The organism is Acinetobacter sp. CFCC 10889, assembly GCF_003268395.1.
In the GTDB taxonomy this organism is placed as follows: Bacteria; Pseudomonadota; Gammaproteobacteria; order Pseudomonadales; family Moraxellaceae; genus Acinetobacter.
Map to the genome: position 1 here is coordinate 22,120 of NZ_LQXQ01000026.1, position 22,520 is coordinate 44,639.

Genomic DNA, 22,520 nt, shown 5'->3' on the forward strand with positions numbered 1-22,520 from the left:
TTTCAGTTTTTTGAGATGAAAGCCAAAATATTTTCAATAGAATTGACTGACATATCGGGTTTAAATACGGTGTAAAAGTTGGTTGAGGGAAAGCTCTTTTTTGTGAAAAGCACGTTTAGAAAACACTTTTTTTTAATGTGCGGGTTTGCCATTCTTTGTAGTTGTCATAAAGACTTTGCTGACAGTCGATGGCAAGAATCTGTTGAATAAGCGTGGTGTTGATCTGTGTGTGATCAAGCAGATTTAAATTGCTGAGTTGTTGTTCATCACCACTTAAATACAAGGCTAAAAATTTAATCAGATTGTTGCTTGAATCTTCATCACAGGTTTTATGGGCAATGGCATCAGGAAATATGGCTTTCACTTGCGTTGGTGAAAGCGCAATCATTTGTCCTGATGTTGAAAAAAATAAAGCAGAAAGATCAATGATATAATGTGAAACTGTGTCGACAAAAACCAAGTTGGCATCACAGCCTGTAAAATTCAAATCATTGTTTTGCAACAGCAAAGCAGTATCAAATAAGCGTGAAATAATCCAAGCGCTCATTTTCCAATCTTGCGTTTCATAAATATAATTTTTGACTAAAACTAAAGGTAAATAGCGTGGATGAAAGGCAATTTTTAAATAATCATCATTGTCCGTTGCCAAAACACGAATGTCTAAAATGTCTTGATAACGGGCTTTGAGTGGATGATGGGTCAGCATCTTTTTAATTGATTTAAGATTTTGAATAATATTGTTTTTTAATGCAGTGGCTTTGTGTTTAAAGTGCAGAATAATCTGAGCCTGATCTAAATAATATACCGTGTAAATATTATTTTCATGGCTGAAAAAATAATCATAATCAGTGTGGTTAATACGCACAGTTTGATATTTGTGGCGCATTGACGCTTGATTGAAAATTTGATTGATGTGAATAAAAACCTGTTCAGCTTGCGGGTCTGAATTTAAATCAGGATGCCACTTTTTCAGTAAACGCTGACGTTCTTTTTGGGCAAGTGCAGGTTGCACAGAAAATAAATCCTGATAGATCCGAAATGCTAAAATCTGTTGTGCTGAATAGTCCATAAGGTCCTCAGTTTTAATTTATTGTCATAGTGCCCATTTATAATAATCTAAAATTTTAAACGTTGAATGTTGCGATTTTGTAAATTAGTGTCATTATGACAATATAGTGTTATCAGCGTGATTTTTGAGTAAAAATAAAACAGAGATTCAAGGAAGAAACAGAGGGGAAGCTGAGCACAATAAAAAAGCCCTATCGAAATAGGGCTTGATTAGGATGAATTTACAGACGAAGAGTAAAATTAGGCTTTATCCTCATCCATTGGGCGTACATCCATGTCTTTATAGGCAATGAGTTTTGAGCCATTTTTAAACTTATAAATCAACCAAATTGCAAGGAAAAGCGGCAGACTGATATAAGTAGATAATACGCTCATCCAATCGCCCTGCAGGAATGCTTCATAGTTTTGTCCAAGTACAACAATGGTACACAGAATAAAAGCAAACCAAGGTGCAAATGGGAAGAACTTCGCACGATATGCCAAATCCTCAAGCTTATAGCCTTGTGCCAAATAGCCTTTACGGAAGCGATAATGTGAAATGGCGATACCAAGCCACACAATAAAACCACACATACCTGACATGTTCAGGAGCCAAGTAAAGACTTCATTTTCACCAAAAAGCGTAGTGAGGAAACACAGAGCAGCAATTGCAGTAGTTGCATATAAGGCATTCATCGGTACGCCACGAAGATCTAATTTAGAGAAGATTTTCGGAGCACGACCTTGACGAGCCATATCAAATAGCATACGAGTTGATGAATACATGCCTGAGTTACCTGCTGACATGATTGCAGTTAAAATGACCGCATTCATCAAGCCCGCAGCAAAGGCTAAACCTGCTTTTTCATACAGTAAGGTAAATGGTGAAAGGGTAATATTCCCGTCACCTTCAGCAGCAAGTTTTAGGCTTGGATCAGTATAAGCAACCAAAGTACCAATGATGAAAATACATAAAATATAAAAGAGTAAAATTCGCCAGAAAATTTGTTTAATCGCGATCGGAATAGTTTTCTTTGGATCTTTTGATTCACCCGCAGCAACACCGACCATTTCAGTTCCCTGAAATGAGAATCCTGCAATCATTGCTACACCGACCAAAGCTTGAAAACCACCAACAAACGGTGCTTCACCAATGGTCCAGTTCTTCGTCACAGACTGGGTTGGATCAAGCATGATTTTACCAATCATGAATAGACCAATCACAATAAAGAAAATGATCGCAACGACTTTCACCAGTGAGAATAAAAACTCACTTTCCCCAAAGCCTTTAACAGTTAAGGCATTGATAAAGAAAATGATGGCAAGGAAGATTGCACTCCACCATACCCCGGGAATATCAGGAAACCAAAATTTCATGATGAACTGGACAGCAACCAATTCGAAGGCAACAGTAATTGCCCAGTTGTACCAATAGTTCCAACCGAGCGCAAAGCCAAAACCTTCCTCAACATATTTATTACCATAGGTAAAAAATGCACCTGAAGTCGGGTTGTGCGTTGCAAGCTCGCCCAAACTGGTCATCAAGAAATAAATCATGATTCCAATCAAGGCATAGGCAAGTAATGCACCACCAGGTCCTGCTGTTGCAATAGTTTGTCCTGATGCCAGAAACAAACCTGTACCAATCGAACCGCCAATGGCGATCATATTTAAATGTCGAGCGCCGAGCTTACGCTTGAGTTGTGGATGATCTTTTCCGCTCATCATGCTTCCTTAAGGTTTTTTTGAGTGTTGGCGAATAACACTTTAAAACCTTGTTGATCTGCTTTGGTCGTACATTGACCAAAACTTTGTTCAATAAGTAATGGGTAATTCAGAAAGCGGTTTGCCACAATCCATAATTCGCCACCTGATTTTAAATGTCGTCTTGCTGTTTTACACAGTGTTTCACTGGCATTGTAATCGGTCTGAATGCCTTGATGAAAGGGAGGATTACTGACGATGGCGTGTAAAAATAATGGCGCATCATCGATTCCTGTAACCGCTTTAATTTCAAGTTGTTCTAAAGGTAAATTATTTTTTTCAAAAGTCATTTGTGTGGATGCTAAAGCAAAAGCGTCTACATCCAAAGCAAAAATACGATTTTTCGGATTAAGCTTGGATAAATATGCACTGATCACGCCTGCACCACAACCAAAATCAGCGATTTTGCCTGAAGTCACTTGTGATAAATAAGGCAGGAATACCGCAGTACCCACATCCAAACGATTTTGGCTAAATACCCCTGGTAATGCACAAATCGTCAGATCACCCGCAGGGGTTGTTACAGGATAGGTTTGAACCCATTCAGCCAATGGTTTTGTACTGACTGTTTTGTCAGTGGTCAGTTGCCACATTTGGCAATGACGTGCACTATCCAGTTTGATGGCTTGACCAAAAGCTTGTAGTTGTTTGGCTGCGCGTTCGACACCGCCTTTCTTTTCTCCAACAAGGAAAATAGAAGCACCAATTGCCAGGCGGCTGACTAAATTGTGCAAAATATAATTCAGTAATTCTTTTGATTTAGGCACAAATACAATAGCTTGATCAAAATCATCTGCTGGCAAATCCGTACCAAAATGCACATTGGCTTGCAGCTTTTGGAAATATTGAAATTCATTAAAATTCCATGTCCAAACACTGGCGTTGATGTCATGCGCTAAATTTGAAAGTAGGTCATCCGTTGGTGCATTGACCAATAGTACACGCCCGGAAAGGTAGTCATGCTGTCGAATGACAACTTCACTGCTTGGCTGCATATTCACCATCCATTATAAAAATTTGAACAATAATGCTTAGTCTAAGTTGTAAGAAGAGTAAGTTCATGATTTTAATCCTCCCCAATCCTCCTTTAAAAAGGAGGGAGTTTGCCATTACTAAAATTTTTAGTGACAGAAGTTCCCTCTCTTTTTCCTTGCGCCATATATGGCTCAGGGCTAGGGGAGATTTTTAGATATCTAACTGATAGTTTTATTTATCAGAACAACATTACAGACTAAGCTGGGCATTATAAACAGTTGATGCCTTATTTTTTAGTTTCTGGCAAAACTAAATTTAGAACCAAAGCAGCGATCCCGCCAGTTGCGACACCAGAACTGAAAATATTTTTTGGTAATTCAGGGAGATGTTCCAAAATTTGAGGAACTTGTGCAACACCTAAACCGAGTGCCAAAGAAATCGCAATAATCAATAATGCACGACGATCAAGCATAACACCTGACAAAATGTTAATTCCTGACGCAGCAACTGCACCAAACATCACCATTACAGCACCACCGAGTACTGCTTGTGGAACGGCTTGGATCACACCTGCAACTGCTGGGAATAAGCCAAGAATGATCAGCATGATCGCAATCCAAATGCCAACATAACGACTCGCAACGCCTGTGAGTTGAATTACACCATTATTTTGGGCAAAGACTGAACTTGGAAATGTATTGAAAATCCCTGCAAGGAAGGAGTTGGCACCATTCACCAACACACCACCTTTAATACGTTGCATCCACACAGGACCATCAACAGGTTGGTTGGAAATTTTAGAAGTCGCAGTGACATCACCAATAGCTTCTAAAGAAGTAACAAGATAAATAAATGCCATGGGAATAAATAAGCTCCAAGAGAAGCTAATCCCAAAATGCATGGGTGTAGGCACTTGAATCAATGGTGCATCTTTTAAACCTGAAAAATTTAAATAGCCCATATAACCCGCAAGCACATAACCGATCACTAAAGCAATTAAGATGGCAGAGCTTTTTAACCATACAATTTTAAAGCGATTCAGTAAAATAATGATGGCTAATACAGTGCATGACATAATTAAGTTATCTGCACTGGCAAAGGTTTTATTTTCCATGGCTTGATAACCACCGCCCATACTGATCAGACCTTCTTTGATTAAAGTCAGACCAATGAGGAGAACGACAATACCTGTAACCAGTGGCGTAATCAGTTTTTTCACCCAAGGTAAAATGCGTGACACGCCCATTTCAATAAATGAACCAGCAATCACCACACCAAAAATAGACGCCATCACTGCTTCTACAGGTGTACCCGCAGCGACCATGGCTGAACCAATCCCGATGATTGGACCAATAAAGTTGAAACTAGTCCCTTGAACAATCAATAAACCAGCACCAAAAGGTCCAACTTTTTTACATTGTAGAAAGGTTGCAATACCTGAAATCACCAAAGACATGGATAAAATCATGTTGGTATCATGAGGTGATACACCCAGTGCCAAACAAATTAACAAGCCTGGTGTTACAATTGGAACAATAATGGCGAGTAAATGTTGTAGGGCAGCAAAAAAAGCGATCAACGGTTTTGGACGATCATTTAAGCCATAAACAAGATCAATTTGACCTTGTTGTTGGTCTTTGGGGGGATTTAAATCGGACATGGGGATTGGGAGAACAGCAGCAAGATGTCGCTATTCTAATCTCTTTACACTCGTTTACAAAATAAAAAGCCTGCTATTGTGAAAAAAACTTGTAACTGTCCTCAAACTGTCACTACTAAAATCTATATTTTTTCTGTATAATTTGCCCTCAAACTTTAGGCGTATCGAATTTACATGTCAGATATTAAAACTCTCCGTAACATTGCCATCATTGCGCACGTCGATCATGGTAAGACGACTCTTGTAGACAAACTTTTACAGCAATCTGGTGCTCTTGGTGATCGCGCGGGCGAGATTGAGCGTGTCATGGATTCAGGTGCTATCGAAAGTGAACGTGGGATTACCATTCTTGCAAAAAATACTGCAATCAAATGGTTAGATAAACGTACTGATACTGAATATCGTATTAATATCGTGGACACCCCGGGACACGCTGACTTCGGTGGTGAAGTTGAACGTGTAATGTCGATGGTTGACTGTGTATTGCTTCTTGTTGACTCACAAGAAGGTCCAATGCCACAAACTCGTTTCGTAACGCAAAAAGCGTTCGCACGTGGTTTGAAACCAATCGTGATCATCAACAAAGTAGATAAACCAAGTGCACGTCCTGATTGGGTGATTGACCAAGTATTTGACTTGTTCGACAACCTTGGCGGTACTGATGAACAATTAGATTTCCCTGTTGTGTATGCTTCAGGTCTTCGTGGTGTTGCTGGTCCATCTCCTGAAGAGTTGGCTGATGACATGACACCATTGTTCCAAACAATTGTAGACATCGTTGAACCACCAGCAGTTGATGTTGATGGTCCATTCCAAATGCAAATTTCATCTCTTGACTATAACAGTTTCGTAGGTGTAATTGGTGTTGGTCGTATCCAACGTGGTTCAGTAAAAACTAATACACCTGTAACTTTAATTGATAAAGAAGGTAAAACCCGTAACGGTCGTATCTTAAAAATCATGGGTTACCATGGTTTAGAGCGTGTAGATGTTGATTCTGCGTCTGCAGGTGACATCATCTGTATTACAGGTATGGATGAGTTAAACATTTCTGATACGATTTGTGATCCGAAAAATGTTGAAGCTTTACCTGCATTATCTGTAGATGAACCTACAGTATCGATGACTTTCCAAGTAAACAACTCTCCGTTCGCGGGTAAAGAAGGTAAATTCGTTACTTCACGTAATATCCGTGAGCGTTTGGATCGTGAATTGATTCATAACGTTGCATTACGTGTTGAAGATACTGATAGTCCAGATAAATTTAAAGTATCTGGTCGTGGTGAGCTTCACCTTTCTGTATTGATCGAAAACATGCGCCGTGAAGGTTTCGAGATGGGTGTTTCTCGTCCGCAAGTGATCATGAAAGAAATTGATGGTGAACTTCAAGAACCATATGAAAACGTAACTTTTGATGTTGATGAACAACATCAAGGTTCTGTTATGGAACAAATGGGCAACCGTAAAGGTGAACTGACCAATATGGAAGTTGACGGTAAAGGTCGTATCCGTATTGAAGCAACTGTTCCATCACGTGGCTTGATTGGCTTCCGTTCTGAATTCTTGACCATTACTTCTGGTACTGGGATCATGACTTCAAGTTTCTCTCACTATGGTCCAGCGAAAGCAGGTCAAGTAGCGAAACGTCAAAACGGTGTACTTGTTTCAATGGTAAACGGTACTTGCTTAGCATTCGCTTTATTCACTTTACAAGATCGTGGTCGTTTATTTGCAGAACCACAGCTTGAAGTGTATGAAGGTATGATTGTTGGTATGAACTCTCGTTCAGATGACATGACTGTGAACCCAACTAAAGCGAAACAGCTAACCAACATGCGTGCATCTGGTACAGATGAAGCTTTAACTTTGACACCTGCAATTAAATTCACGCTTGAACAAGCATTAGAGTTTATTGAAGATGATGAATTAGTTGAAGTTACACCTAAATCAGTACGTATTCGTAAAAAATGGTTGACTGAAAACGAACGTAAACGTAATCGTGCAAAATAATTTGTAACACTTTTACTAAAGTTCGGAAAAACCGTAATCCTATTATAGGATTACGGTTTTTTTATAAATTGTAAAAAAATATTGGAATTTTCTAAAAACCGAGTAAATTAGGCGGAATTGTATTTTAAATTAATTAATGTAAAGCACATCACATTAAAATACAGTCATAAAAATTCCTTTGTTGGAGATAGAGCATGAGTATTATTCAAGAATTTAAAGAATTTGCTGTCAAAGGCAATATGATGGACATGGCAATCGGTGTAATTATCGGTGGTGCTTTTGGTAAAATTATTGATTCATTAGTTAAAGACATTATTATGCCATTGATCTCAGTGATCACAGGCGGTGGTGTTGATTTTACACAGAAATTTTTTGTCTTGGGGGACAATCCAAACAACTTAACTTCACTCGATGAGTTAACTAAAGCGGGTGTAAATGTTTTAACTTATGGTAACTTTATTACAATTTTCTTAAACTTCCTGATTTTAGCTTGGGTGGTTTTCTTATTGGTTAAATTCTTAAATCGTATCCGTAAACCAGTGGAAGAAGCGGCTGCTGCGACACCAGAAGATATTGAATTATTACGTGAAATTCGTGATGAATTGAAGAAGCGTCAATAAGTGTTAGAAAATACATTATTGAAAAATTAAACGGTACTTTGAGGTACCGTTTTTTATGTGTAGTATAAAAATGAGTGATTTAAATTTAAGGGAATAGCATGATGCAAAAACAACTGATGATAAGTTTGATAATTTTCAGTCTATTTGCATGTAGTGATGTTGAAAAAAACAAAGTTGACCCTGAACTCGAAAAAATTGCGCTACCCGATACAGAAAATGACAAAGCAACGGAAGTCAATCAGCAACTCACTTTCGAAGATATTCCTAATCAACAAACACGCTATGAAACCATAGAAGCCAATAATATCAATGAAAATGAAGTGTTGATGAATGCTTTACAAGCTCAGTTGCTCAAACAGCATTTTGAGTTATTTGAAAGTGAAAGTGGTAGAAATTGGTCTGAAAATGATTGTAATTTGAATAAAGTAATTCAAGTGAAAGGTGAAGGTTTAAGAATTTATATTGCTAAAAGTAAAGTGGGAATTGGTGAGAAGAAAAATTATTTCCCAGATTTTACCATGTTGGTTTTTGGATTTGATGATGAAGCACAAGCAACTCAACATTTTACGACATTGAAGTCAGCGGTTTTTTCAAATCATGGTTTTTGTAATGGTAAAACGCCTGAAAATATTGTGAGAAATGGCAATGAGGTATTTTATTTCACAACACGTGCAGAAATGTTTAGGGGATATATCAATGAATCTGCGAACTTTATTCAAAACTATAAAAGCACAGAATAAAGTCCTTAATTTATTGTTCAGTTTGATGTTAAAAATCCATCCGAAATTTAATTTCTAATAAATGACAGCCAAATTGACTTTTAATTGGACCATGAAGTTCACGCTCAGCCAAACTAAAAACTGCTTTGTCAATCGGTGCAACTAAATCCCCTTTTTTGATTTCACCTAATTCACCGCCTTTCTTAGCTGAAGGGCAGGTTGAGTGCTGTTTGGCGATTTTAGCAAAGTCAGCACCATCTAAGATTTTTTGTTTCAGTTGTTGTGCCAAATCTTTATCTTTCACCAAAATATGACGGGCAATTGCAGTTTTCATTAAGATTTACCTTTTGATGATGGCTTGGTGGCTTTGGGTAGTTTGAGCGGTTGGCATTGTGGGCAAAATACACTAGCACGTTGTCCAAGTTTTAAATTTTCCAAGGTGGTTTCACAGTTTACGCACATTTCACCTGCACGACCATAGGCGAGTAGGGTTTGTTGAAAATAGCCATTTTCACCCATTGCATTGCTATAGTCACGTAAAGTTGAACCACCGAGTTCAATGGCTTGTTTTAAAATACGTTTGATTTCAATGACTAATTTTTCAATTTGTGCAGAAGTGAGTGTTTTAGCGGCTTGTGCAGGATGAATACCTAGGTTAAATAAGCTTTCGGTTGCATAAATATTGCCAACGCCAACCACAATATGGTTGTCCATAATGGCAACTTTGATCGCTGTTTGTTTGTTTTTTAATTTTTCAGTTAAATATTCTGCTGTAAATTCAGTACTTAAAGGTTCTGGACCTAAAGTGTCGATTAGCTTAATTTGTGAAGATTCATCCAACCATAAAATACAACCAAAACGGCGTGGGTCATGATAACGCAGTTGGATATCTTCAAAATCAATAATTAAATGATCATGTTTGCGTAGTTCTTCATGTGCGTCGCATAAACGAAAACTACCGGACATGCCTAAATGCCAAAGCATGGTGTCGTGTTCAAATTCAGCTAAAATATATTTGGAACGGCGGTTTAGTTGAAGTAATTTTTGCCCGACCAATTTTTGTAGATCATTAGGAATTGCCCAACGTAAACGAGATTCCCGAACCTGTACGGATGTTACTTTTTGCTCAAGCAATGGTGAAAGACTGGCTTTGGTGGTTTCAACTTCAGGTAATTCAGGCATAGGGCATTTAAACATTGAACATGTGGCAAGTACGATATTGTAGTCAAATTTGACTATGCAAGAAAGTTTTTCGCAAAATAGACAATGCTGTTATTTAAATAACAGTAAAAAATTAGCTAGTCATAAGCAGTATTAAATTTAAAAATACTAAACAATCGTTCATCTGATGATTTGATCTTATATGAAAAAAAGTTAATTCACCTATAAAAATAATCACCTAGTGAAAGTTGATAAAAATGTGTAATTTTCTCGTAATAAAACTGTAGTGGCATGAATCATAATTATTGCTATTGCAGTATACATCTGTAGTGTGAATGAGATATTTCTATTAATTTAAAATAACTCTAAACAGATGAACAGGATTTATACGGTTTTAAATTTAGGCTCTGCTATGAAAAATATTGCGCTTTCTCTATTGGCAATTTCCACCGCTTTTTTAATGTCAGCTACACATGCAGAACATGCATTTGATCCCAATGGGCAAACTTTAACAGGGGATTGGGGTGGAAAGCGAACTGAGCTTGCAGAACAAGGTATTAAGTTTGATGCCAATATTGCAATGGACAGTTCTTATTTGGCAGATGGTGGTTATGATGCGCACCAATCACCAACATTTGGGACGCAATTTGCACTTGGTACAACTTTAGATATGGAAAAATTGACAGGTTGGGAGGGTGTGAAAGTACGTGCTATGGTGACTGCTCGTCAGGGACAAAGCACGAGTCTAGAAGGGATTCAAGATCCGAGTGCACCTCAATTTGCCAATTCTCAAGCCAACTGGGGGCGTGGTAATTCAGGAAGCCGTTTGAGTGAGTTGTATATTGAAAAGGACTTTAAAGCGCAAGGTGTGAATGTTCGTGTGGGACGTATGGGCTTGGGAACTGAGTTCAACACCATGGCTTGTGATTTTCAAGGAAATGCTTTTTGTGCTGCGCAAATGGGAAAATGGCAAGGGAAGTTGTGGTACAACACACCTGTTTCACAATGGGGTGGTCGAGTGAAGTGGCAAATCCAACCTGAGTTATTTACCCAAGTGGGTGTATTTGAATATAACCCTGAAAATGCTTTGGAACGTCACGGTTGGAATTTAGATACTCAAAATGCCGATGGTGTAAATATTTTGGCAGAAACGGTTTGGTCACCGAAAACAGCAATTAACAATTTAGCAGGCAGTTATCGTGTAGGGCTGTTGTACAATACTGCTGATGATGCAAAGAACCAATATGATATTGCATATAAAGCTGGTTCAGTGGGTAAAGACCGTAGTTATGGTGCTTGGCTTTCATTTGAGCAACAGCTCACCTCTACAGGTGAGGGGCGCCGTGGATTACATAGTTTTGGTAATTTCACTTTTCATGATCAAAGCACAACACAAGTGGATAATTCTCAACAATTGGGTTTGAAATATATCGGTCTTTTTGATGGTCATCCAAATGATATTTTAGGTTTTGCTGTCAATCGTGTGCATGTGAATGATCGTTATCGAGAAAACAAAGCAGAAGTGCTAAATCACAGCGCAGAATATAATATGGAACTCAACTATTCCTACTATCCAACCCAATGGTTCATGTTGCGTCCGCTTATGCAATATGTTGTACATTCAGGTGCAACGAATAAAGTGGATGATGCATTTGTTGTTGGATTGGGAACAAAAGTTATTTTCTAATCTGATTTTATAAAATTTAAAAAACGAAGGAATATGCTGATGCAAAGTAATACTCGATTTATCCCTCTAAATTTTAGCTTACTTTGTTTAACAGCATGTATTAGTCAACAAATTTATGCTGAAACGGGGACATTAGAATCCGTTCAGCAGCTTGATACATTGACCTTGCAAGCAACCCGTAGTGATACAACATGGTTACATACGCCTGCTTCAGTTTATCGTGTGGAGCAAAAAGAACAGGCAAATAACTTGGGTGTTAATTTGACTGAAATGCTTAAAGGTGTGTCAGGATTACAACTGAATAATCGTGAAAATTATGCCCAAGATTTACAGTTATCAATGCGTGGTTTTGGCGCACGTTCAACTTTCGGGGTGCGTGGCATTCGTTTATATGTGGATGGTATTCCTGCCACCATGCCCGATGGTCAGGGGCAAACATCAAATATTGATCTCAGCAGTTTAAAAGATATTGAAGTCTTAGGTGGTCCATTTTCAGCACTGTATGGTAATTCATCAGGTGGGACAATTTTAACCACGACCAAAAATGGACAAGGGCGAGATTCGATTGCGCTGGGTTATTCAGGTGGGAGTCATAATAAGGGGCGTGCTGACATTGTCTTACAAGGTGGTGCAGACAAAGCCAATGAACCAAGCTATGTCGTGAGTTCATCTTATTTTGATACAGATGGTTATCGTGAACATAGTGCTGCGAAAAAAGTGTTGAGTAATGCCAAGCTCAGTTGGGATTTAGAAGATGGTTCTAAAATCAATTGGACAGTCAACCATGTTGATATTAATGCCGATGATCCACAAGGTTTGACCCGTGAACAATGGCAAACCAATCCCAAACAACAAGTCCCGTTTTTAAAGCAGTTTGATGTGCGTAAAGAAATTAACCAAACGCAAACAGGCATCAATTGGACCAAGCCGTTAAATGATCAACATGAAATTTATTCAATGGCTTATTTGGGTCATCGTGAGGTGACACAGTACCAATCGATTCCAAATACTGCTCAAAAAAATCCTCGCCATGCAGGTGGCGTGATTGATTTTGAACGTGATTATTATGGCGCTGATTTGCGTTGGACAGGCAAGGATTTGTTGCCAAATACACGATTCAGTGTTGGTGTGGCATATGATGCAATGAATGAAGACCGTCAAGGTTATGAAAATTTTATTTTAGATCAGCAAAATCAGCCGAATTATGGTGTAAAAGGAGATTTACGCCGTGATGAAAAAAATACTTTATGGAATTTAGATCCGTATTTACAAGCCTCTTGGCAGTTTGTTCCAGCATTACGATTGGATGCAGGCTTGCGTTATAGCAATGTGCATTTTGAGTCAGAAGATCATTACATTAAAGGTACAAATGGTGATGATAGTGGTAAAACTGACTATGACAAAGTCTTACCTTCTGCCGCTTTGACTTGGGATATTTCCCCGCATGTGATGAGTTATGTAAGTTATTCCAAAGGCTTTGAAACGCCAACATTTACCGAAATGGCTTATCCAATATCTGGCACATCAGGCATTAACTTTGCGTTAAAACCTGCGAGCAGTGATAACTATGAAATTGGTGTGAAAGCCAAGAATCGTCTAGGGCAATTCACCGCAGCAATTTTCCAAAGTAAAACCGAAGATGATATTGTGTCAGGACAGTCCAATAATGGACGAAATACTTTTCGTAATGCTGAACAAACTTTACGTGAAGGTGTTGAGCTGTCTTGGAATAAAAAACTATGGCGTGATTTGACTGCTCAAGCATCTTATAGCTATTTAGATGCAACTTTTGATGCTGATGTTCCTGAAATTTTAAATGATAAAAATGAAGTGCTTGCGGGTAAAATTCCAAAAGACAATCTCATCCCTGGTATTGCTAAAAATCAAGCCTATGCAAGTTTAGGATGGTTGCCTGAAATAGGTTTTAATGCAGGTGTGGATATGCATTATATGGATAAAATCTATGTCAATGATAGCAATACTGATGCTGCGCCAAGTTATACCGTGACCAGTGCTAATGTTGGCTATATTTGGAAAAATAATGATTGGAAAATTAAAACATTTGCCCGTGTAGATAATATTTTTGATAAAAACTATATTGGTTCTGTGATTGTAAATGATGGGAATGGGCGTTTCTTTGAACCTGCGGATGGGGTGAATTGGAGCGCAGGATTAAATATTACGAAAGCATTTTAAGGAAAATTTACATGTCATTGTTATTTCAACCGATTCAATTTGGACAGCTCAAACTTAATAATAAAATTATCATTGCACCAATGTGTCAATATTCTGCCACTGAGCAAGGTGAAGTGACCTATTGGCATGAACAGCAATGGGCAAATTATGCCTTGTCTGGTGCAGGTTTGTGTATTATTGAGGCGACTGCGGTGCAGGCTCAAGGACGTATTAGTTATGCCGATGTTGGGCTGTGGAATGATATGCAAGGTGCTCAAATTAAGGCGCTGTTGCAAAAAGTAAAGAGTATTTCACCCATGCCTTTTGCAGTGCAGTTAGCGCATGCAGGGCGTAAAGCATCTACCGACAAGCCTTGGTTAGGCAAAGGGCAGATTGCACCTGATCACGATTTAGGGTGGCAGACTGTTTCATCTAGTGAAGTGCCATTTAATACAAATGATGTTGCGCCACATGCATTGACGATAGATGAGATTCAGCAAGTGATTGCTGATTTTGCTGCTGCGGCAAAACGTGCAGTGGATGCAGGTTTTGATTTAATCGAAGTGCATGCCGCACACGGTTATTTGCTACATCAATTTATGTCGCCATTGTCCAATCAACGTACAGATCAATATGGTGGTTGTTTTGAAAATCGGATTCGTCTCACTTTGGAAGTATTGAATGCGATGAAAGCTGCTGTGCCTGCTGATTATCCTATCGGGGTACGTATTTCCGCAACAGATTGGATGGGTGAGACTGATGGTTGGAATTTGGCTGAGAGTGTAGGTCTTGCCAAAGCTTTGCAACAGTTGGGAGCGGTATATATTCATGTGTCTTCAGGTGGTTTACATGCACAACAGCAGATTAAACTGGGTGCAAATTATCAAGTGCCTTTTGCTAGTGAAATTAAAAAACATGTGAATATTCCTGTAATTGCGGTAGGGTTGATCACCGAGCCACAACAAGCAGAAGATATTTTGCAAAATCAGGAAGCTGATGCGATCGGCTTGGCACGTGCAATTTTGTATGATCCACGTTGGCCTTGGCATGCAGCAGCAGCGTTGGGTGCAGAAATTGAGATTGCACCACAGTATTTACGTTGTCAGCCACATACGCTCAAAAATCTTTTACTCAGTTTGAGTAAAAAGTAATGCTTTAATGATATTTAAGCTTTTGAGAAATATATTTTAGGATATATTTCTCTTTTTATTTTTACCATGCGGAAAAGGATGAACCTAGATGGTATTGTCGGTGCTTTTGCCTATTTTTATTTTACTTTTCTTGGGATATTTCAGTGTAAAAATAAACTTAATTCATAAAGAGCAAATTTCAGCACTGAGTGCCTTTGTAATCAAAATTTCTCTTCCAGCATTATTGCTTGTGGCTTTGGCATCGAAAGATTTACATGAGATTTGGTACCCGAGTTATTTCTTTGTTTATGCTGGTGTATCTTTTCTTTTGTATTTGACAGTATTTCTGGCTTTTTATTATTTTTTTAAACATCGATTTAGCCATGCGGCGGTATTTGCCATGGGTGGTGCAATGTCAAATACAGGTTTCATTGGCACTGCGATTTTAACTTTATTGATGGGAAATCAAGCCACGATTTATATCTCATTAACACTCATCGTAGAAAATGTGATTATTGTAACGATGGTATTGGCTTTGGCAGAAGTGGGCTTACAACAACAGCAGAATATCGGATTATTACTACGCCAGACATTATTAAAATTATTGAAAAATCCTGTTATTTTGTCAGTTTTGGTGGGGTTAAGCTGTGCATTTTTTCAGATTCATTTACCTACACAACTGAATCAAGCCTTGGACTTATTAGGTAAAACAGCTTCACCGATTGCACTTTTTGTGATTGGTGGTGGTTTGGTGGGTTTATCTATTCAGAAAATTGACATGGAAAGTGTATTTTTGGTGTTTGCTAAAATGGTCATCATGCCATTGGCTGTGTTTACTGGATTATCTTTGATGCCCAATGTCAGTCAGGAAATGTTATATGCTGGTACGATCATTGCGGCTTTGCCAATGCCAGCAGCTTTTATTATTTTTTCTCAAGCCTACCATGTGGAGGATCAAAAAACTTTAACGTCATTGATGATCAGTACATTTTTAGGTTTTGCGATCATTAGTGGGTTGATTGCATTGTGGTGGTGAGAATGATGTGTAAGTGAATGGGCATTAAAAACCTCCATTTGGATAATGCCGGTCAGTTAAGCAAAATTATTTGAAAAATTCCTAAAATCTCCCTAACCCTGAGCCATATATGGCGTAAGGAAAAATGATTTTTAGTAATCTTGCGTAGCTGAGCTACTCATCCCTCCTTTGGAAAAGGTGAGGAACATGTTCCGCAAGGGGAGGATTCAAAAAATCCTTAACTGATCAGCATTATCCATTTGGATGTTTCGTATTTTCAATCTTAAAAGCTTGGTTTTACCACCACCAAAATCACCACAGCGAGTAAAATTAATGTAGGAAACTCATTAAAGAAACGCCAATATTTGTGTGATTTATAATGGGCATTTTCAATCAATTTTTTACGATAATAACCACAAAGCAAATGGTAAAGTACTAAAATTCCAACTAATCCAACTTTGATATAGAACCACAGTGCTTCATGATAATGTCGAGTTGCATCACCCCAATCCACTAGAAAATGTGCTGTGATGAGTGTGGCAATCATAGATGGCCACATAATGCCACGATACAGCTTTCGTTCCATGACTTGGAAGCGTTGATGACTGATCGTATCTTCGCTCATGGCATGGTAAATGTATAAACGTGGGAGATAGAATAATGCAGCAAACCAACACACAACTGCAATAATATGAAGTGCTTTGACCCAAAGGAAAGCTTCTGAAGGAGCATCCATCAATTTACCCTTGTATAAAGGGCAGTGCGGAAGTGGTTGACCTATTATGGTAATAGATCAACCATTTTCAAATTAGCCTTCCCATTTCTTGAAAATGAGACAAGCATTAACACCGCCAAAACCGAAACTGTTACTCATGACAGTATTCAATTTTGTGTCACGTTTTTCAAGTACGAGATCAAAACCTTTTGCACCTTCGTCCAATTCTGTGACATTGATGTTTGGTGCAATAAAGTCATTTTGCATCATCAAAACAGAATAAATCGCTTCTTGTACACCCGCAGCGCCCAAGCTATGACCTGTCATAGATTTGGTTGAGCTGAATGCAGGGACTTTTCCTTCACCGAAAGCACGTTCCATTGCTTTAAGTTCAGTGATATCGCCCGCAGGGGTAGAAGTACCATGGGTATTGACATAATCAATGCTGTCTACGCCATGTTGTTTAGCTTCATCTAACGCCATCAAGATACAACGTGTTGCACCTTCACCTGATGGTGCAACCATGTCCGCACCGTCAGAGTTAGCAGCATAGCCTACAACTTCTGCAAGGATGTTGGCACCACGTGCTTGAGCATGTTCTAGTGATTCAAGTACCACGAAACCGCCACCACCAGCAATCACGAAACCATCACGATCGGCAGAATATGGACGTGATGCTGTTTCAGGTGTTTCGTTGTATTTAGAACACAATGCACCCATCGCATCAAACAATAAGCTTTGTGACCAATGATCTTCTTCACCACCGCCAGCAAGCATTAAATCTTGTTTGCCGAGTTGGATCAGGTTGTAAGCATAACCGATTGCATCAGCAGAAGTAGCACATGCACTTGTGATCGAGTGAGCGACACCTTGTAATTTAAATGCCACACCAACGTTTGCCGTGATGGTATTTGACATGTTACGTGGCACAAAGAAAGGACCGACTTTACGAGCACCTTTAGTGTCTAAAAGTTCTTTCATTTCAATCACAGATGCTGTTGAACCACCACCTGAACCGCCTGCGATCCCATAACGTGGATTGCCACCTAATTGCTCAGCAGTTAAACCTGCATGCTCAACTGCTGCCAATGCAGAGTTATAAGCATACATTGCACATACGCCCATGAAACGTTTGAGTTTACGGTCGATGCCATCAAAGTTTTGTTCAGCAGCCGCACTGACGTGACTTTTGAAATTCAGTTCTTCATAGGTTGCATTATGACGTGTGCCTGAAATTCCATTTTGTAGAGAATGAGTCACATCTTCCAAGGTATTTCCGATACATGAGTTAATACCCATACCCGTAATCACAACACGACGATTCATGCAAAGTCCTTTATTTTAAAATAAGCGATACAATGGGCTCATTTAAGCGTTTTTAGTTTTCGATCGCAATGGCGAAAGATATAGATTCTACGAGGATTGACTCTATTTACATAATCATCTGACTTTTTGGTCAATCCTTGGCTACAAGTTGCTTTTACCGTATTTCAAAATAAATGTGAAAAGTAAAATATTTGCAAAATAAGACAAAGCTGCTCAAATTTATTTTAAAAAAGAGCAGCTTTAGGTTAATACTATTTACATTACCACGGAGTTTTCTTTTCCCACTCAGGGTCAAAGCCTTTGGTTGCAGCTGCGACTTTTAAATAATCCGCATAACTTTCTGCCAACAAAATCGGTGGTACATCTTTGAGTGCCAAGTCATTGCTGTTCCATGAATAACTGGCTTTATTGGAAAAGCTCAATTCATATAACACCGCAGGAATATTTTCTTCAGGGACATAACTGCCACTGAAAACAATCTGTACATGAATGTTTAATTGTTTATATGCTTTGGTATAGCGGTCAAACGAACCACCATCTTCAATGCTGGCACGTTGATAGCCCAATTTGGTAATCACACCACGCAGGGTATAGGTATCAGTCAGCCAACCTTTATGATCATTGATTTCAGTGACTTGATCATTGTCCAACTCGGGCACCAAATGCACCATCTGATCGAACAGGAATTTCACTTTATAATCTTTGAAGTGGCTCAGCCAAGCCTGTGCTTCTTCAGCACCGACAAGTACCGCATGCGAAATCTGAATTTTACTGTCAGCGTTCAATGCTACTTCGTCATCTTCAAGATTGAGCAAAGTACCATCATCCGCAGGACGGAAACTGATGCGTTCACCATCTGCTTTGACTTCAAGCCATACTAAACGTTGTACCAAACGCTTCATGATTGGATGTTCAAACAGATATTCTTGCCATTCAGTTACATTCCACTGACGTTCACTGCACATGGCTTCATACAAACGACCTGTTTGCATGTCTACGACTTGCTTAAACTCTTTTTTACTGCTGCTGAATAATGCTTTGGCTTCTTTAATCAAACTTTCATCATCATTTTGACGCGCAGCAGGTAAGGCTTTGACTTCTTTGCCTTCATCATTTTTCAGGACAAATTTATCTTTATCATCGACAATTGCTGTAAATAAACGTGCGCCATATTGCAGGTTTAAAATTCCTTGCTCATTCAGTCCTGCGGTTGGAATGGTACGATCTGCCAATTCATCACTTGTCCATTGATTACGCTCTGCAATTTCAGTGACCAAATCTGTCGCTAAGGTTTGCACAGAAGCGGTACGATAGCGCCGTGATAAAGACAATAACAGTTGAATAATCAAAGGATCATCACTGACGGACAAAGCAGAAATCATCGCTTCAATTTGTGAGCGGCGAGGATAATGTTGCTTCATATAATCTTGCAATTGTTTGACTGCAAAACTGCCTTGCGCAGGAAAGGTCAGTGCCAACAAGCCTTTACTTTTAATCGCAGAACCTAAATAAATCGCCAATTGTTGACGTTTAATTTCTTCAATCACTTCTTCAAGGGTAATGGTTGCATAATGTCCATAATATTCAGGATATTTATGTCCATAATTTTTATAACTATCACGATAGGATTGCAGGGATTGAGGCGCTTGTTGGGTTGCCACTTCCATTGCTTGTTCTAAGGTTGGCGATAAAGTGTCTTGTTGAATAAAGCTGTGCAGTAAATGATTGGCAAGTTTCTGCTGACTTTTTTCATCAAGTAACCCAAGATAACGCTGTAGTAAAGCATTGGCTTTCGGGTCTTTAAGTTTTTCAGCAAGAACCACCCACCAATGGATAATTTCCGCTTGGACTTTTTTACCATTTTGCCATGACATTTCAGGTAAAGTTTTGGCATCAAACCATGTGAAACTACTTGAAATTTTGGCTTTTAAGCCTTGTTGAGCTTCAGCAAGAAGTACTTTTTCAGACAAATAAGGACTGATATCTTGTCCCAATTTTTCCAATGCTGTGAGTAAAGCAGCACGAACAATTTCCTTTTTCTCTTTTTTCAGCAAAGTATTCAGCGGTTTAACAGCTTCCGGACGTTGCAAACGGGCAAGCCATTCAATCGCAGTCACACGGATTTCCTGTTTCCCTGAGTCCAAGGCTTCAACTGCACGCAGATAAATATCAGGCAAAGTTTGCAACGCTTGCTGTGCATCGAAACGTAAACGTTTATTTTCGCCCAAGGCATATTCAAGCAAACGTGGAATATATTGCTGTGGAATGCTTGGGAAATATTCTAAAATTTTAATCGCTTTGATGGCTTCAAACTGATAATAGGGACTTTTTTCCAAAGACGGGCTTAAACCCAATGCTTCACTGATAAATTCAGGATGTTCCGCAAAGAAAGGCCAAATTTTTTCAGGCTCAGTAATATAATCATTTAAATGATTCCAATTGGACATCAACATGCCTTGAGCAATTTGGCGTTCAGTGTGGGCATAGCTTGTTTCTTTCAAGGCTTGATTGATCTGACGTAAATCAAAAGTGCTGTATTGAGCAGGGGGTAAATCATCAAATATTGATGACCAATGTGCATCTTTGTCATGGCGGCGGCTCATGTGAATACGTAGCGCATGATGCAGTGAATATTCGGGATAATTGTGTAATTTTTTCTGATGTTGAATGATATCAATATCAGATTCAAAAGATTGGCGTGCTGTCTTACCATTGATTTGATTTAACAATTGGTCAATGCTGGCAGGTTTAATATTTTTGAGTCGTTTAAATCTTTTTTGTGCCCATTCAGATTTATAACTGCTGGTTTTATTGTCTTCAATTTCAGCTTCTGCTGCTTTTTCTGCTTTATCAACTAAGTGTTGACGATTTTGATGCAAAATTTCAGTAAAACTTTCAGGAATATCCTTTGCAACCAACGGACTAAAACTTGGAATTTCAATGTTTGAATTGTCAACAGAATCATGCACTGCCTTTAAGCGTTGTACTGCCATTGAAAGCATTTGCTGAACAGATTTTTGCTTTTCATTTTCAAGTGCTTGCTCTAAAACAGCAAGATTATGTTCACCTAAACGTGCCAAAAGCTCTGCGGCAAAACCACGTTCTTTACTTGAACCATTGACCAAGTAGCTTTGCAGATAATTCTGACTGTCTTCAGCATTGAGTTGACTGAGCAGGCTGACTGCCAAATCTCGAATGGTTTTAGAACGTCCAATGGTCAGTTGCACGATCAGTTCAGGAAGTTGCTTTAAAATCGCAGGTTTATGTTTTAAATAATCTAAAAATACGGTTTGACCATCAACACTCAAATTTGGAATTTCTTGTTTTAAAATATCAAGATGCTGTTCGATATAGCTATCTGCATCCGATAATTTAAAAATTAAATCCATACGGTCGGTGTAATAGCTGCTGCAACCGACACGTTCAAACAAAAATAAGGGTAAATGTTGTGCAAGGGTAGGTTCATCTGCCGCCAAAAGCTGTTCCAACTTGGCTAAAGTCCAATGTTGTTTGATCTGTTTTTTGCTGTCTATTTCATTAAAGCCATGACCTTGTTGTAATGTGACCAAAGCATCAACGACGATATAGTGAAACCATACAGGAACAGGCGCATAAAGTTCTTTATAATTTTTTTGTTGGGTAATACTTGCATAGACTTTGCCTAGGCGAATGATTTGTTCATTGCTTAGGGTATTAAATAAATCATCATTTAATAAATTACGTGATTTGATGGATTGATTTTTTAATTTTTCTTGTGCTTTGCTGTGCTGAATCTGCGTCCAATACCATTCATAAGTCCCCGGATTGCCGATCAAATCGCTCGCTTTTTCGTCAGGGAATTGGTTCAGTTTGAGTAAAATCTCAGGGTTGTCACCTGTAAAAATAAACAAGGTGATTGCTTTTTCCAAGCCTTGTTCAACTTCGGACAGGGGTAAAAATACCGATATCACTTTTTTTAATTGATTCTTTTGATTTTCATTAAATGCACGAATTTCTTCATCAGTTTCAGCACCTTGTGGTGGTGCTGTGCTTGTATTTTTCTTATCGTCTTTATCGGAGAATAAGGATTCAATCTTGGACATAAAGTTACTGAACATTGTAAATTTTCCTTTTCTAAAAAGATGTATTTGTTATTTCAGTTCGGTTGAATGAGATGTATTAAAAAGTATGTTTCTATATTAGGAAAATAAATTAAAATTTGAATAGTGATTTTGTAGTTGTACGACATAACTTGACTTGTTGAAGGTGTTTTATGCCAAACTTAAAAATAATTTAACATTTATATTGAGTTAGCACAGCCTCATATTGTATTAAAAATTTAGATTAATTTGTGTAGGCAATACCCCACTTTTGAGGGATGAGGGATGTGTTCCGCAAGGTGACAAAAATCCTTTGTTGGGCAAAGGGGATATCCATATCATCCTTGCCCAACATGGCGACATCCATGTCGCCTGACGTGATAGCACACTAGTATGACGATTCTTATAGAAAAGTTATCATAAGATAATTTCAAAGA

At 38.5% G+C, this 22,520-nt stretch carries 16 protein-coding genes; 7 read left to right on the forward strand and 9 right to left on the reverse strand.

What is annotated here, in order from left to right; genetic code table 11:
* Positions 1-115: 115 nt before the first annotated feature.
* The 4 genes from AVJ19_RS11480 to AVJ19_RS11495 form a co-directional block, all read right to left on the reverse strand.
* On the reverse strand, positions 116-1,069 hold the full coding sequence (locus tag AVJ19_RS11480; protein ID WP_111859835.1) for a hypothetical protein: 954 nt from the start codon (positions 1,067-1,069) through the stop codon (positions 116-118).
* 239 nt (positions 1,070-1,308) lie between these two features.
* On the reverse strand, positions 1,309-2,772 hold the full coding sequence (locus tag AVJ19_RS11485) for an amino acid permease (RefSeq protein WP_111859836.1): 1,464 nt from the start codon (positions 2,770-2,772) through the stop codon (positions 1,309-1,311).
* On the reverse strand, positions 2,772-3,806 hold the full coding sequence (locus AVJ19_RS11490; RefSeq protein WP_111859837.1) for a class I SAM-dependent methyltransferase: 1,035 nt from the start codon (positions 3,804-3,806) through the stop codon (positions 2,772-2,774). Before AVJ19_RS11490 ends, AVJ19_RS11485 begins: the two co-directional genes overlap by 1 nt.
* A 266-nt stretch (positions 3,807-4,072) precedes the next feature.
* Positions 4,073-5,446, reverse strand: coding sequence for a uracil-xanthine permease family protein (locus tag AVJ19_RS11495; RefSeq protein WP_111859838.1), 1,374 nt, complete (start codon positions 5,444-5,446; stop codon positions 4,073-4,075).
* A gap of 174 nt (positions 5,447-5,620) precedes the next feature.
* On the opposite strand from AVJ19_RS11495, the gene typA reads away from it, so the two are divergent.
* From typA to AVJ19_RS11510, 3 genes are all read left to right on the forward strand, one after another.
* Positions 5,621-7,456 carry a translational GTPase TypA gene (typA, locus tag AVJ19_RS11500; protein ID WP_111859839.1) on the forward strand — a complete coding sequence of 612 codons (1,836 nt, stop codon included), beginning with the start codon at positions 5,621-5,623 and terminating at the stop codon, positions 7,454-7,456.
* Positions 7,457-7,650: 194 nt separating this feature from the next.
* Positions 7,651-8,076, forward strand: coding sequence for a large conductance mechanosensitive channel protein MscL (gene mscL, locus AVJ19_RS11505; RefSeq protein ID WP_111859840.1), 426 nt, complete (start codon positions 7,651-7,653; stop codon positions 8,074-8,076).
* Positions 8,077-8,174: 98 nt separating this feature from the next.
* Entirely contained in the window at positions 8,175-8,816 is a 642-nt protein-coding gene (locus AVJ19_RS11510) for a hypothetical protein (RefSeq protein WP_111859841.1), read from the forward strand.
* A 28-nt stretch (positions 8,817-8,844) separates the two neighbouring features.
* Here AVJ19_RS11510 and AVJ19_RS11515 read toward each other — a convergent pair whose 3' ends face one another.
* Positions 8,845-9,129, reverse strand: a complete 285-nt coding sequence (locus AVJ19_RS11515) for a peptidylprolyl isomerase (protein ID WP_111859842.1) — start codon at positions 9,127-9,129, stop codon at positions 8,845-8,847.
* Complete coding sequence (mutM, locus tag AVJ19_RS11520; protein ID WP_111859843.1) at positions 9,129-9,977, reverse strand: bifunctional DNA-formamidopyrimidine glycosylase/DNA-(apurinic or apyrimidinic site) lyase; 849 nt, start codon at positions 9,975-9,977, stop codon at positions 9,129-9,131. The genes AVJ19_RS11515 and mutM overlap by 1 nt, the downstream gene beginning before the upstream one ends.
* A gap of 391 nt (positions 9,978-10,368) precedes the next feature.
* Between mutM and AVJ19_RS11525 the strand changes: the two genes are divergently transcribed.
* From AVJ19_RS11525 to AVJ19_RS11540, 4 genes are all read left to right on the forward strand, one after another.
* The gene (locus tag AVJ19_RS11525) at positions 10,369-11,643 is read left to right on the forward strand and encodes a carbohydrate porin (protein WP_111859844.1); all 1,275 of its coding nucleotides are present in this window, start codon (positions 10,369-10,371) and stop codon (positions 11,641-11,643) included.
* 39 nt (positions 11,644-11,682) lie between these two features.
* Positions 11,683-13,839 (forward strand): TonB-dependent receptor, encoded by a 2,157-nt coding sequence (locus tag AVJ19_RS11530; protein WP_111859845.1) that lies wholly within the window; start codon positions 11,683-11,685, stop codon positions 13,837-13,839.
* An 11-nt stretch (positions 13,840-13,850) separates the two neighbouring features.
* On the forward strand, positions 13,851-14,969 hold the full coding sequence (locus tag AVJ19_RS11535) for an NADH:flavin oxidoreductase/NADH oxidase (RefSeq protein WP_111859846.1): 1,119 nt from the start codon (positions 13,851-13,853) through the stop codon (positions 14,967-14,969).
* 88 nt (positions 14,970-15,057) lie between these two features.
* Positions 15,058-15,984, forward strand: a complete 927-nt coding sequence (locus AVJ19_RS11540; RefSeq protein ID WP_111859847.1) for an AEC family transporter — start codon at positions 15,058-15,060, stop codon at positions 15,982-15,984.
* Between the two features lie 262 nt (positions 15,985-16,246).
* On the opposite strand, the gene AVJ19_RS11545 is transcribed toward AVJ19_RS11540, so the two are convergent.
* From AVJ19_RS11545 to AVJ19_RS11555, 3 genes are all read right to left on the reverse strand, one after another.
* Positions 16,247-16,699 (reverse strand): CopD family protein, encoded by a 453-nt coding sequence (locus AVJ19_RS11545; protein ID WP_111859848.1) that lies wholly within the window; start codon positions 16,697-16,699, stop codon positions 16,247-16,249.
* Between the two features lie 72 nt (positions 16,700-16,771).
* Positions 16,772-18,004 carry a beta-ketoacyl synthase N-terminal-like domain-containing protein gene (locus AVJ19_RS11550; RefSeq protein WP_111859849.1) on the reverse strand — a complete coding sequence of 411 codons (1,233 nt, stop codon included), beginning with the start codon at positions 18,002-18,004 and terminating at the stop codon, positions 16,772-16,774.
* Between the two features lie 260 nt (positions 18,005-18,264).
* Positions 18,265-22,101, reverse strand: a complete 3,837-nt coding sequence (locus AVJ19_RS11555) for a DUF4132 domain-containing protein (RefSeq protein ID WP_111859850.1) — start codon at positions 22,099-22,101, stop codon at positions 18,265-18,267.
* Between the last annotated feature and the right edge of the window lie 419 nt (positions 22,102-22,520).